At 41.8% G+C, this 13,335-nt stretch carries 11 protein-coding genes and 1 riboswitch; of the genes, 6 read left to right on the top strand and 5 right to left on the bottom strand.

The features are described from left to right. Positions 1-135: 135 nt before the first annotated feature. The 4 genes from carA (at position 136) to L1D51_RS16585 (ending at position 6,197) form a co-directional block, all read left to right on the top strand. The gene (carA, locus tag L1D51_RS16600; RefSeq protein WP_055020805.1) at positions 136-1,272 is read left to right on the top strand and encodes a glutamine-hydrolyzing carbamoyl-phosphate synthase small subunit; all 1,137 of its coding nucleotides are present in this window, start codon (positions 136-138) and stop codon (positions 1,270-1,272) included. A 16-nt stretch (positions 1,273-1,288) separates the two neighbouring features. Beyond that, a complete protein-coding gene (carB, locus tag L1D51_RS16595; protein ID WP_054561701.1) occupies positions 1,289-4,507 on the top strand; it encodes a carbamoyl-phosphate synthase large subunit in 3,219 nt (1,072 codons plus the stop codon). Positions 4,508-4,558: 51 nt separating this feature from the next. After that, positions 4,559-5,035 (top strand): transcription elongation factor GreA, encoded by a 477-nt coding sequence (gene greA, locus L1D51_RS16590; RefSeq protein WP_054561700.1) that lies wholly within the window; start codon positions 4,559-4,561, stop codon positions 5,033-5,035. A gap of 118 nt (positions 5,036-5,153) precedes the next feature. Continuing rightward, positions 5,154-6,197, top strand: a complete 1,044-nt coding sequence (locus L1D51_RS16585; RefSeq protein WP_239964224.1) for a S66 family peptidase — start codon at positions 5,154-5,156, stop codon at positions 6,195-6,197. A 36-nt stretch (positions 6,198-6,233) separates the two neighbouring features. Here the strand turns inward: L1D51_RS16585 and L1D51_RS16580 are convergent, their stop codons facing one another. Next, the gene (locus L1D51_RS16580; protein WP_239964222.1) at positions 6,234-6,890 is read right to left on the bottom strand and encodes a nitroreductase family protein; all 657 of its coding nucleotides are present in this window, start codon (positions 6,888-6,890) and stop codon (positions 6,234-6,236) included. 102 nt (positions 6,891-6,992) lie between these two features. Between L1D51_RS16580 and L1D51_RS16575 the strand changes: the two genes are divergently transcribed. Together L1D51_RS16575 and ribB are read left to right on the top strand one after the other, a co-directional pair. Continuing rightward, positions 6,993-7,931, top strand: coding sequence for a LysR family transcriptional regulator (locus L1D51_RS16575; RefSeq protein WP_054561698.1), 939 nt, complete (start codon positions 6,993-6,995; stop codon positions 7,929-7,931). A 47-nt stretch (positions 7,932-7,978) separates the two neighbouring features. Next, positions 7,979-8,126: riboswitch (FMN riboswitch) on the top strand. 112 nt (positions 8,127-8,238) lie between these two features. Continuing rightward, positions 8,239-8,892: a 3,4-dihydroxy-2-butanone-4-phosphate synthase gene (ribB, locus tag L1D51_RS16570; protein WP_095209697.1), complete on the top strand. Its 654-nt coding sequence runs from the start codon at positions 8,239-8,241 to the stop codon at positions 8,890-8,892. Positions 8,893-8,948: 56 nt separating this feature from the next. Here ribB and L1D51_RS16565 read toward each other — a convergent pair whose 3' ends face one another. The 4 genes from L1D51_RS16565 to L1D51_RS16550 all read right to left on the bottom strand — a co-directional run bounded on the left by L1D51_RS16565 (position 8,949) and on the right by L1D51_RS16550 (position 13,248). Further along, positions 8,949-10,391 (bottom strand): serine hydrolase, encoded by a 1,443-nt coding sequence (locus tag L1D51_RS16565; RefSeq protein ID WP_239964220.1) that lies wholly within the window; start codon positions 10,389-10,391, stop codon positions 8,949-8,951. Positions 10,392-10,413: 22 nt separating this feature from the next. Then, the gene (locus L1D51_RS16560) at positions 10,414-10,659 is read right to left on the bottom strand and encodes a hypothetical protein (protein WP_055196791.1); all 246 of its coding nucleotides are present in this window, start codon (positions 10,657-10,659) and stop codon (positions 10,414-10,416) included. Between the two features lie 100 nt (positions 10,660-10,759). Continuing rightward, positions 10,760-11,623, bottom strand: coding sequence for a D-Ala-D-Ala carboxypeptidase family metallohydrolase (locus tag L1D51_RS16555; RefSeq protein WP_239964219.1), 864 nt, complete (start codon positions 11,621-11,623; stop codon positions 10,760-10,762). A gap of 8 nt (positions 11,624-11,631) precedes the next feature. Next, entirely contained in the window at positions 11,632-13,248 is a 1,617-nt protein-coding gene (locus L1D51_RS16550; RefSeq protein WP_239964218.1) for a L,D-transpeptidase family protein, read from the bottom strand. Positions 13,249-13,335: the final 87 nt, after the last annotated feature.

Below are 13,335 nucleotides of genomic sequence, written 5' to 3'. Positions count from 1 at the left end.
GATTAGATCTGAATGCTAATTTACTGTAGAATAGCGCCAATTTGCCAAAAATTCATAAATGCGTGTTTCCAATCGCTATAAACGGGCAGTAGAGCAAATGACTTTACTCCCGTTTTTTACTGTTAGGAGGTTAACTTGACTAAATCCGCTCTGTTAGTCCTAGAAGACGGCACAGTGTTTCGCGGTACTGCAATCGGCGCTGACGGCATGTCAGTCGGTGAAGTAGTATTCAATACGTCTATGACTGGTTATCAAGAAATTTTGACTGACCCTTCATACGCGGAACAAATCGTAACTTTGACGTACCCACATATCGGTAATACGGGTACTAACAGCGAAGACGAAGAAGCGGGTCAAATCTGGGCTAAAGGCCTAGTGATCCGTGATTTGCCACTGCTAGCAAGTAATTTCCGTAACGAGCAATCGTTAAGTGATTACTTAAAAGAACGCAATATCTTAGGTATTGCTGACATCGACACTCGTAAATTAACACGTATCTTACGTGATAAAGGCGCTCAAAATGGTTGTATCATTGCAGGCGACGAGTTAGATGAGAATAAAGCGCTTGAAGCTGCGCAAGCCTTCCCAGGCTTAAAAGGCATGGATTTAGCAAAAGTTGTCTCAACCAAGGAAAATTTTGAGTGGCGCGAATCAAGCTGGACGTTAGGTTCAGGCTTTAAAACGCTAGAAGCAGCAGACGAGAAGTTCCACGTTGTTGCTTATGACTTCGGTGTTAAACGTAATATCTTACGTATGTTAGTTGACCGCGGTTGTAAATTAACCGTTGTTCCTGCACAAACATCTGCAGAAGACGTACTGGCATTAAACCCAGACGGTATCTTCTTATCAAATGGCCCAGGCGACCCTGAGCCGTGTACATACGCGATTGAAGCAATTAAAACTTTCCTAGAAACAGACACGCCAATTTTTGGTATCTGTTTAGGTCACCAATTACTTGCACTTGCTTCAGGTGCACAAACGGTGAAAATGAAGTTTGGTCACCACGGTGGTAACCACCCAGTTAAAGACCTTGACCGCAATGTTGTAATGATCACAGCGCAAAACCACGGTTTCGCAGCTGACGAAGCAACATTACCAGCGAATTTACGTGCAACTCACGTTTCTTTATTCGATGGCACGCTACAAGGTATTCACCGCACAGATAAGCCTGCATTTAGCTTCCAAGGTCACCCTGAAGCAAGCCCAGGTCCACATGATGCGGCGCCATTATTTGACCACTTCATCGACCTGATGCAAGCACGTTCTAACTAATTTAACCGGAGTAACAATGCCAAAACGTACCGACATAAAAAGCATTCTTATCTTAGGCGCAGGCCCGATCGTAATCGGTCAAGCTTGTGAATTTGACTACTCTGGTGCACAAGCGTGTAAAGCACTACGAGAAGAAGGCTTTCGAGTAATTCTTGTAAACTCGAACCCTGCAACTATCATGACTGACCCTGAAATGGCGGATGCGACGTACATCGAGCCAATTCACTGGGAAGTGGTAGAGAAAATCATTGAAAAAGAAAAGCCAGATGCAGTACTGCCTACTATGGGTGGTCAAACAGCATTAAACTGTGCACTTGATTTAGATAAGCACGGCGTACTGGCAAAACACGGTGTTGAGTTAATCGGTGCAACTGCTGATGCAATCGATAAAGCTGAAAACCGTGAGCGTTTTGACGTAGCAATGAAGAACATTGGCCTTGAGTGTCCGCGTGCAGAAATCGCTCACTCAATGGAAGAAGCACACGATGTACTTAGCCGTATCGGTTTCCCATGTATCATTCGTCCATCATTCACTATGGGTGGTACCGGTGGTGGTGTTGCATACAACCAAGAAGAATTTGATGAAATTTGTGAGCGTGGTTTAGATTTATCACCAACAAATGAACTTTTAATCGATGAATCATTAATCGGTTGGAAAGAGTACGAAATGGAAGTTGTTCGTGACAAAAACGACAACTGTATCATCGTATGTTCTATCGAAAACTTTGACCCTATGGGTGTTCACACTGGTGACTCAATCACGGTTGCTCCTGCGCAAACACTAACTGATAAAGAATACCAAATCATGCGTAATGCATCGATGGCGGTACTTCGTGAAATCGGTGTTGAAACAGGTGGTTCAAACGTACAGTTTGGTGTGAATCCAGTTGATGGCCGTATGGTTATCATCGAGATGAACCCACGTGTATCGCGTTCTTCAGCACTAGCATCAAAAGCAACGGGTTTCCCAATTGCGAAAATCGCTGCAAAACTAGCAGTAGGTTACACGCTTGATGAGCTACAAAACGACATCACTGGCGGTAAAACACCAGCGTCTTTCGAGCCGTCAATTGACTACGTTGTTACTAAGATCCCACGTTTTAACTTCGAAAAATTCGCAGGTTCAAACGACCGTCTTACAACACAGATGAAATCTGTGGGTGAAGTGATGGCAATTGGTCGTAACCAACAAGAGTCACTGCATAAAGCATTACGTGGTCTTGAAGTAGGCGCAACGGGCTTTAACCCAATTGTTGCCCTTGATGATCCGAAAGCAAAAGAAAAAATCATCCGTGAATTACGTGAGCCAGGTGCTGAGCGTATTTGGTACGTTGCTGATGCAATGCGTCACGGTATGAGCGTAGAAGACGTATTCGAATTAACTAAGATTGACCCTTGGTACTTAGTACAAATCGAAGACATCTTAAAAGACGAAGCAACAATCAGCGAAGTAGGTATGGCTGGTTTAAATGCTGAGTTTTTACGCAAGCTTAAGCGTAAAGGTTTTGCTGATGCGCGTATCGCTGAAATTGCCGGTGTTTCTGAAGCAGAAATTCGTAAGAAGCGTCACCAGTTAGATATCGTGCCTGTATATAAGCGCGTTGATACGTGTGCTGCAGAGTTCAGCTCAGACACAGCTTACATGTACTCATCTTATGATGAAGAATGTGAAGCGAATCCATCTGACAAAGATAAAATCATGGTAATCGGTGGTGGTCCTAACCGTATCGGTCAAGGTATCGAATTCGATTACTGTTGTGTTCACGCAGCATTAGCTTTACGTGAAGACGGCTATGAAACAATTATGGTTAACTGTAACCCTGAAACTGTTTCAACTGACTACGACACATCAGATCGCTTATTCTTCGAGCCAATCACGCTTGAAGATGTATTAGAAATCGTACGCGTTGAAAAGCCAAAAGGTGTTATCGTTCAGTACGGTGGTCAAACACCACTGAAACTTGCTCGTGAACTTGAAGCGAATGGTGTGCCAGTTATTGGTACTTCACCAGATGCAATCGACCGTGCAGAAGACCGTGAGCGTTTCCAACAGCTTGTTGAGCGTCTAGATCTTCTTCAACCAGAGAATGCAACGGTTACTTCTTTAGAAGAAGCGATTGTTAAGTCTGCTGAAATCGGCTTCCCACTTGTTGTACGTCCTTCATATGTATTAGGTGGTCGCGCAATGGAAGTAGTTTATGATGAAGACGATTTACGTCGTTACATGACAGAAGCAGTATCAGCGTCAAATGAAGCGCCAGTACTACTTGACCACTTCTTAGATAACGCAATCGAAGTTGACGTTGATGCTATCTGTGACGGTGAGCAAGTAATCATCGGTGGTATCATGGAGCACATTGAGCAAGCAGGTGTTCACTCAGGTGACTCAGCGTGTTCATTACCAGCTCACTCACTAACTGCTGAAGTACAAGACGTAATGCGTAAGCAAGTGACTGATATGGCACTAGAGCTTGGCGTAGTAGGTCTGATGAATACTCAGTTTGCTGTGAAAGACGGTAAAGTTTACTTAATCGAAGTAAACCCTCGTGCTGCGCGTACAGTACCGTTTGTTTCTAAAGCGACAGGTATTGCACTTGCTAAAGTTGCAGCACGTTGTATGGCGGGTCAGTCGCTAGCAAGCCAAGGTATTACAAAAGAAGTAATCCCTCCTTACTACAGCGTAAAAGAAGTGGTACTGCCATTTGCTAAGTTCCAAGGTGTTGACCCAATCCGTGGCCCAGAAATGCGCTCAACGGGTGAGGTAATGGGTGTTGGTGAAACTTTCGCCGAAGCATTCGCTAAAGCACAATTAGGTGCAAGCAACACTTTACCACGCGGTGGTCGCGCGTTACTATCGGTACGCAACAGTGACAAACCACGTATCGTTGAACTAGCTAAAACCATGACTGATCTTGGTTTCGAGTTAGATGCAACAGGTGGCACTGCAAAAGCACTTGAAGAAGCAGGCATTGCAGTTCGTCGCGTGAATAAAGTATACGAAGGTCGTCCTCATATTCTTGATAGAATTAAAAATGGTGAATACAGCTATATTGTAAACACTACTGAAGGCCGCCAAGCGATTGAAGATTCGAAGGTGTTACGTCGTGGTGCGTTACAGCATAAGACTAACTACACAACGACTCTGAACGCGGCATTTGCTAACTGTACTGCAAACCAAGCAGACGACCGTAGCAAGGTGACGTCAGTTCAGGAACTACATCAGCGAATGAACTAAGGAAATGTGCCAAGGGCGAGGCAATCGCCCTTGGGATTAAGTGAGAATAATATGCAATCAATTCCGATGACAGTTCGTGGTGCAGCATTACTGCGCGAAGAACTTAACGAATTAAAAACAGTTACCCGTCCAAAAATCGTTGCTGATATCGCTGAAGCACGTGAGCACGGTGATTTGAAAGAAAACGCTGAATACCATGCTGCTCGTGAGCAACAAGGTTTCTGCGAAGGCCGTATTCAAGAAATTGAAGCGAAGCTTTCAAATGTGCAAATCATTGATGTAACTAAAATGCCTAACACAGGTAAAGTTATTTTTGGCACAACGGTTACTATCGTTAATGTTGAAACCGATGCTGAAGTAAAATACCGAATCGTAGGCGATGACGAAGCAGATATCAAAAACAATCTGATCTCTGTTAACTCACCAATCGCGCGTGGTTTAATTGGTAAAGAGGTAGATGATGCCGTTATCATTAAAACGCCAAACGGTGAAGTAGAGTACGAAATCATTGAAGTTGAGTATATTTAGTAGCTTAACCAAGCATTGAGAAAAACCGCAGTTCATACTGCGGTTTTTTTATGCCTGTTTACAGGCGTGAATTTATTCGGTACGTTGGCTACAAGACAGTCGTAATGAAGGAGTAATAATGGCGAAAATTCAGTATCCTGAACCGCTTGAGCAAGGTGATAAAATAGCCATATGTGCTTTTTCATCTGGTGTTGATAAAGCCTTTTATGAGCGCTTAGACATAGTACTTAATGGCTTAACAGCCAAAGGTTTTACTGTTATTGAAGGTGCCTGCTTACGTCAGTCACACAACAGTGCAAAGCAACGTGCTGATGAGCTAATGCAGTATTTAACTGATGATTCAATCGCAGCCATCATGCCGCCATGGGGGGGCGATCTCACCATGGAAATTTTACCTCTTCTGGATTTCAACGCCATAAGTAAAGCAAGGCCTAAGTGGTTGGTTGGCTTTTCTGATATCAGCACGTTTGCATGTGCATTAACAACTCGTTGTGGCTGGGCAACTTTGCACGCTGCAAATTTAATGCAAATTCACCCTGACGATCCCGATGTTTATTTAGCAAATATATTCAGTGCCATGTCACTTGAAGAAAAACAGCAACTCCATCAAGTCGCGTCGCCATTTTATCAGCAAAAGCCAATTGATTATAAAGCTAAGCCAGAGGCTCAATTTGACTATACTGCTCCTAGCCAATGGCGATGTATTAACTATAAAGATAAACGCCAAATTGAAGTGTCTGGGCGCTTAATTGGCGGTTGTTTAGATACGTTAGGTCTGTTGCTACCCTCAAATTACTATGCATTGCATGAGTTTAAAAAACAGTATGCACCAGAGGGGTTAATTTTATACCTAGAAAATGCAGAGCTTAGTCCGATGGCCCTTGCACGTTGTTTGTTATCGTTAAAGTTGAATGATGTTTTTACTGATGTAAATGCTGTGGTATTTGGCCGCAGCCCTGCAATTAATAACGACTGCTACTTCGATGAATACCAAGCAATAGAGCTCGCATTTAAAGGTAATTTATTCCCAGTTATCGTTGATGCCGACATTGGCCACGTAGCCCCAAATTTAGCACTAATAAATGGAGCTGTTGCCACAATAACAGCAGATTTGTGTGAAGGTATGGCGAGTAATGTGGTTGTGAAGACTGACCTAAAATAACAATTATGCAGGCCAAGCCTGCATAATCTTTAGGCTTTAAACTACAGTAATCACCGCATCTTTATCTAAACGCGATTTTGGTAATGCAGCATTATAATCTTGCTCTGGCTCGTGATAACCAATAGCGAGTGCCACCTCACATACATAACCATCTAACTCATCAGTGAATAGCTCACCGAGTAAGTCTTTATCGACACCTTCCATCGGTGTTGAATCTAAACCTAAACGAGCCACTGTGTGCATGGTATTACCTAATGCAATGTAGGTTTGAGCTTTAGTCCAAGCGGCGTTATCACCTTGCTCATCTGTATTTAAATCAACAAAGGCGAAGGCACCAAAAGCCTGCTCTTTGTTTTCAGCTTTTGTACGGCCATTAGCAATATCGGCATCAATTACTTTTTCATAATCAGCACGTTTATAGCTTGGGTTATAAGCAAATAAAATGGTGTGTGATGCCGCTTTTGCATGAACTTGGTTAAACTGAAACTTATTTGCAAAACTATCATGCAGACGCTGTTTACCTTGCTCTGATTCAATTACCACAAATTTCCATGGTTGAGAATTAATAGACGATGGCGACAGGCGTAATGCTTCTAAAATTACAGCTAAGTCTGCTTGGCTAATTTGTTTTGAAGCGTCGTAACGTTTACTTGTATAACGGCGTTGTAAGTCTGAAATGATTGGGTGTGTCATGATTTGCTCCCGCATGTATAACAATTAGGTGCAGTTTACGCCTTGCATACTATACGATAAAGCGCATAATCGAATAAACATTATCAAAAATTTTTAGTTAATATGTTGGTTGAAGATCTCAAATTAATCCTTAAGGTTGCTGAGTTTCGTAGTATTACAACCGCAGCAGCCAAATTAGACATGCGAGCCGCTACCGCCAGCGCTGCTATTAAGCGTGTTGAAGCAGCGCTGGGTGCTGAGTTATTTGTTCGTACAACTCGTCATTTGCGGTTATCTGCGGCTGGGGAGCGCTTTTTACCTCAGTGTCAGCAAGCAGTGCTCATGCTAGACCAAGCCACACTTGCCTTAAAAGGTGAGCATGATGAAATTGATGGGGAGCTAAGAGTCGCATTATCTTCAGACTTAGGCCGCAACATCATTATCCCATGGTTAGATGAGTTACTTGATGAGTATCCAAAGCTGAGTATGCGCCCGCATATTAGCGATAGTAATGTCGACTTTTACCGAGACTCCGTTGATTTTGCACTTAGGTATGGCTCGCCATCCGACTCAAATTTATATGGCTTTAAAATTTGTAATGTTCCGCGGCTGTTATGTGCAACCCCAGAGTACATTGCTGAACATGGCGCGCCGACGCATCCAGATGAATTAAATCAGCATCAGGGTCTATTTTATCAACTACAAGATATCATCAATAATGTTTGGGAATTTACCGATGGAACCGAGCGTTTTAAAGTGAAAATGCAAGGCCGTCGAGCATCTAATGATGGTGATTTGGTAAGGCGTTGGTGTGTGGCTGGTAAAGGCCTAGCGGTTAAATCATGTATTGATATCAGTGATGATTTACTAAGTGGGCGGGTAGTGCCAGTGATGCAAAATTATCCTCACTTATGTGCAGAGCTTTGGCTAATATGCCCAAGTCGACAATCCATAACACCCGCGGTTCGTTTAGTGCGTGATATATGCCGAGAAAAAACCAAGGCGATACTCAATCAACTGATTGAAAAAGGCATATTAGATAAGCGGGTACTCGATAACTAATTACTTTAGGTATAGAATAGCTTGGCTTATTCATCTTATTGATTAAGCAACATTCTCAGGGCGGGGTGAAATTCCCCACCGGCGGTATACTTTGAAATAAAGTGAGCCCGCGAGCGCTTTAACTTTGGTTAAAGGTCAGCAGATCTGGTGAGAGGCCAGAGCCGACGGTGATAGTCCGGATGAAAGAGAAAGATGATGTAGAAAATCTATAAAACAGTAATTGGCTGCCTGCGGGTGGTCTTTTTTGCTGTGCCTTTCAATGTCCTGAATCTTTTCATATTTAATTTAATAGGTATTAAAAATGATGATTCAGTCTTCTTTACTCAGCCAATTTGGCGAACCACTTGAACGCGTTGAACGTGCCATTGCTGCTTTGCAGCAGGGTGAAGGCGTGCTTGTAGTAGATGACGAAAACCGTGAAAACGAAGGTGATTTTGTGTATTCAGCACAGCACCTGACCACAGAGCAAATGGCCATGATGATCCGTGAAGGCAGCGGTATTGTGTGTCTTTGCATGGGCGATGAGCGTGTTAAACAGCTTGATTTACCACAAATGGTTGAGCATAACACCAGTCAGAACAAAACAGCGTATACAGTGACCATTGAAGCTAAAACGGGCGTGACAACTGGCGTTTCAGCAGCTGATCGTGTAACCACCATTAAAGCGGCAACAGCAGACAATGCAAAGCCTGAAGATTTATCTCGCCCAGGGCATGTGTTTGGACTGCGTGCACAAACGGGTGGTGTATTAGTCCGTCGTGGCCATACTGAGGCATCGGTTGATTTAATGCAGTTAGCGGGTTTAACACCGTTTGGTGTTATTTGCGAATTAACGAATCCAGATGGTTCAATGGCTCGCTTGCCTGAAGTTAGCAAGTTTGCCTGTGAGCACAATATGCCCGTTGTATCGATTGAAGATTTAGTTGCTTATATCCAAGCAACGCAAAAACAGGCTTGTTAAAAGCTTTATGCTTTGAGCTGTAAGTCAAAAAGTGAGGCCACTTTTGTGGCCTATATTTATTGTAATTTCTCAATCGCTTGCTTAGCACTTTCACTGTCAGGATTAAGTTTTAACGCACTTTTGTAACTTGCTAATGCTTTTTGTTTATCACCTGCTGCTAAATATGCTTCACCTAAACTGTCAAATGTATTTGCTGATTCTGGATAAGATTGATTATTGAGTTCAAACACCGTGATTGCGGCGCCTAGCTCATCCATTTGCATTAATTCATAGCCAAAGTAGTTTAGCGACCTTTCTCTAGGCGTATTACCCTCACTCACCATTTGCTGATAGGTATTCTTTAACCCTGCAATACCTTCACGTTTAAATACGTTATAAAGTTTACTATCTACATGCTCTGTCGCTTTTTCGTAGGGTTTGCCATAGTAGATTGCAAGTAAGCCATTAGTCATGGGGGTGAGTGGCGCAACACCAGTGTTATTTAAAATAATAACCAGTAATTTGTCTTCGATTATTCTACTTATAAACGCATTAAAACCATTGATGCCACCGCCATGTTGAATACGGGTTAGCGGTTTTCCGTAGGTGCTTTTATCAAGGTTTGTAACTTCCCAACCAAGCGCATAATTTCTTTGCTCAGAAACTTGATACATCTGTTTCTTATACTCTTTGTTCAATAACTTATCCGTGTAGAGAGCTTGATCCCATTTTAGTAAATCCCGTGCTGTTGAGTACATTGATCCTGCTGCATATGGGATAGACATATCTAAATAATCAGTATTGCTATAACCTCCTAGGCCATTGTCATAACCCGATACGCGAAATTTAATGATTTTATTGTGAGAATCATAGCCTGTATCCTTCATATCGAGTGGATCTAAAATATTCTTCTGTAATACATCTTGATATTTTTGACCTGTTACTTTTTCGATTATCGCACCCAAAATAAAATAGCCAGAGTTGCTATAACGAAATTCAGTGCCAGGCTCGAACACGAGATCATCACTACATAGCAAGCGAATAAATTCATCAACACTGTAAGGGTTTCGGCTGTACTCATCACGAAAAGATTTTGACTGAGTATAATTTCCAAGACCAGAGGTGTGATTAAGTATTTGGCGAAGGGTAATTTTAGTGGCTATATCTTTTCTGTAATCAGGGAGGTATGTTGCAAGGTGATCATCGAGTTTAAGTTTTCCATCTTGTGCCAATTGCAGAATTAACATGGCGGTAAATTGTTTGGTAATTGAACCAATTCTAAATTTACTTTTATTACTATGTTTTATATCCCATTCAAAGTTGGCATAGCCAACGCTTTGTTCAAACAGTACTTTTCCATCCTTAGCAACTAATACATTGCCATTAAACTGCTTAAAGTTATGAAAGCCACTAATAAAGTCAGCCATCTCTGCTTGCATGTTTTGGCTATGTGCGAGGCTTGAAATTGCCAGTAAATAAAAAACTACGAGCAACTTTAATTTCTTGAAGAGTATGTTCATTGCTGTCCTTGTTATTTGTTGGTTACATTAATCGATGTAAAACCTCATTGCGCATAGCTTGATTAATAAGGCTTACCATTCTGGTGTGGTCTAAATTACTATAATGCACTATGGATACACTCTTATTGTGAAGTGCTTGCCAATAACCAGCGGAGCTTATTGGGTCAACGTTACTGACATAGAGTGTGGTTCTATTAGCTGATTGTTTGCCGTTCAGTAGGGCGATTAAATCAAGTTGTGTTTCATCAATACCACTGCCTTTAATCACACTTTTACTGAGATTTTTTCACTACACACAACAACTTACCAATCAAGCAGTAATAATGCAATTGGATAATATTTATTCAAGGGTTATATGAAACTTGCAATTACCACCTAGCGGTAAATCCACGGTTATCTATGTGAACAAAACCACCGTGGTGGGAGGCGGGTTTATAACGGCCAATACCGCCATTATAGCGGCTCTGTTTTTGGAACTTTTCAAACACTTTATAAAGCACATCAACATCAGCAACCGTTAGTTTGCCATCGCCGTTTAAATCGTCCATTCGGCCATCACCATCTTCGTCTATATATAGGTCAAAGGCATCGCCGTATTGGTGTCGGCTGTGTTTGCCATTACCAATTGAGCGATTGTAATGGGGCGTTCTATAGCCACTGATAAAGGCAAATTTGCTGACTTTAATCCCTTCACTTTGTACAAATGTGAGCAGATCTTCGAGCATCAACAAGCCATCGTTGTTGACATAAAGATACTTTGGAAAGCCACTCACTTGCTTACAAATTACATTTTTAACTTGCACATGAGGAGTCAGCTGCCGTGATAAGTCTTTCTCAAAAATTTCTATAAACCCGTTTGGCGCACTGTACTGTGGGTAGTTTTTATACGGGGCTGGGTAGAGGCCTATTTGATAATTATTCAATTGCTTATTGTTTGCATTAAATGGTTTTTTCACGATGACAAGTAGGTGTTTGCGGGTAATATTGTTACTCAATACTAGGTTATAAAACCCTGCATTTTCTGGGGCGTAAATAGCAATGCTATTTGGCCCTAATCGCTCAGTCTCAACATCTGATACTGCAGTTGAAGCAAAATCAGCCGTGTTATCAAGTGTTAGCACTTGTTTTGCATCAAGTATAAAGCTGTGCAGCGAGTCAGTTAATTCAATAGCAGCAACAGAGCATGTAGTTAACGCTAAGCACACACTTAAAATAATACGGCTGAAATACATAGTGACCTCTAAATTGTATTGTTTGCTAATGGCGTGGTGAGTGCTTTTAATAACGCGCCATCGCGATTATAAACGTCGGTATAAAATTGCAGGCCCTCGTCGTTACCTGCAACGGTCCAGTACATTAAAAGTACATCCAGCGGTTTTGACAAGCTGACTTTTTTAGTTTCTTTTGCTGCAATGGTGTCATCAATTTCGCTACGACTCCAATTATCTGACGTTTCTAAGATTTTCTCAGCTAAGGTGAATGGATCATCAACTCTTACACAGCCGTGGCTAAATGCACGTTGGTCTTGCTGGAATAAACTTTTTGCAGGGGTGTCGTGCAAATAGATTGAGTATTTATTTGGGAACATAAACTTGATTTGCCCTAATGAGTTATTCTCTGAAGGCTGTTGTACAAACCAATACGGGAAGTTTTTGCGACTAGCATTTGCCCAATCAATACTCTTGCTATCCACTGGGTTACGGCGACTATCAACCACAAAAAAATCTTTCTCGTTTAAGTAGTTTGGGTTTTCTTTCATTTTTTTGATGATGCCACCTGAAATACTCCGCGGTACTGTCCACGTTGGATTCATCACGATATAGCTCATTTGCCCTTTAAATATTGGGGTTTTGGTGTAGTTTCTGCCTACAACTACATTGGTTTGCCATTTCAATTTGTTGTCTTCAAACAAATACAGCAAGTAACCTGCGATATTAACCACTAAGAAGCGCTCTGTTAGTGTGTTATCAACCCAACGAATGCGCTCTAGGTTTACTAAAATATCATTAACGTACTCACTGTAATCTTTGTTGAGTAGTTTTAAAGTTTCGTTACCAATCACACCATCATCAGCTACTTGATGGGCATTTTGAAAGCGTTTAACTGCTGCGACTAGCTCATCGTTATAATCAGTGGCATCACTGTTACTGCCGTCAAAATACTTTAGTCGTTTTAACTTTTGTCTTAAAAGCGGCACTGCTGGGTCTGATTGCCCCGGTTTTAATACTTTATTTTGCAGTGCGAAGTCAGGTAACTCGCCAGTGGCATCAAGCTCTCGGTAAAACACGAGGGCGTCTTTTAAGCGCTTATAATGAGGTAAAACAGGCTTGAGGTTTTCAAGTCCCTTATCAAGGCTTTTGGATTTTACATGTTTAAGTAATGAGGCCGCTGCAGCATCTGGGCTGACATCAAACTGTTCATAGTTCCATGTGGCTGCCAATTGTTTTGGATTTACTTTTCCGCGAATTAAGTGTTTTGCATAGGTCATGACGGCATCTGTCATTAGTACATCAAACTGTGCTTCGACGGCATCCGCTCCGCGTTTATCTATTTCGCTGGCCAGCGCCATTAATGTATCAAAGTGATAGTCGTTAGGAGATAGCCCTTCAAGTTCTGCTTGCGCAATTAAGTTGAGCGCTTGCTTGGCATATTTTACGTTGTCCCATACTCGTTCAAAACTATTTACTTTATAAGTAGCAACGGTCATTTCTGGGGAGTGGATTTGTTGTCCTTCTATACTGTGAGACTCACCAATCAGAATAGGCTCAAGCTGTTGTTGTAAGTATTGGTTTTCGGCCAGCACAGGTATACAAATGGATAAACAACTAACCAAAGCTGTGTAGCGTAGAATTTTCATAGCTATGTCCTTATAACGTATTTAGTAATTTCTTGAATTGTTTCTTTTTTGCTCATTTAAGCTTAGCAAAACAATACGATTTATAGG

The sequence above is a fragment of the Pseudoalteromonas shioyasakiensis genome (assembly GCF_022398475.1).
Lineage (GTDB): Bacteria > Pseudomonadota > Gammaproteobacteria > Enterobacterales > Alteromonadaceae > Pseudoalteromonas.
This window is presented reverse-complemented; position numbering and strand designations above follow the sequence as displayed.

Bases quoted from the DNA above. Each gene is read 5' to 3' on its own strand.
- carB (WP_054561701.1), top strand. From the start codon at position 1,289: ATGCCAAAACGTACCGACATAAAAAGCATTCTTATCTTAGGCGCAGGC.
- greA (WP_054561700.1), top strand. From the start codon at position 4,559: ATGCAATCAATTCCGATGACAGTTCGTGGTGCAGCATTACTGCGCGAA.
- L1D51_RS16585 (WP_239964224.1), top strand. From the start codon at position 5,154: ATGGCGAAAATTCAGTATCCTGAACCGCTTGAGCAAGGTGATAAAATA.
- L1D51_RS16580 (WP_239964222.1), bottom strand. From the start codon at position 6,890: ATGACACACCCAATCATTTCAGACTTACAACGCCGTTATACAAGTAAA.
- L1D51_RS16575 (WP_054561698.1), top strand. From the start codon at position 6,993: ATGTTGGTTGAAGATCTCAAATTAATCCTTAAGGTTGCTGAGTTTCGT.
- L1D51_RS16565 (WP_239964220.1), bottom strand. From the start codon at position 10,391: ATGAACATACTCTTCAAGAAATTAAAGTTGCTCGTAGTTTTTTATTTA.
- L1D51_RS16555 (WP_239964219.1), bottom strand. From the start codon at position 11,623: ATGTATTTCAGCCGTATTATTTTAAGTGTGTGCTTAGCGTTAACTACA.
- L1D51_RS16550 (WP_239964218.1), bottom strand. From the start codon at position 13,248: ATGAAAATTCTACGCTACACAGCTTTGGTTAGTTGTTTATCCATTTGT.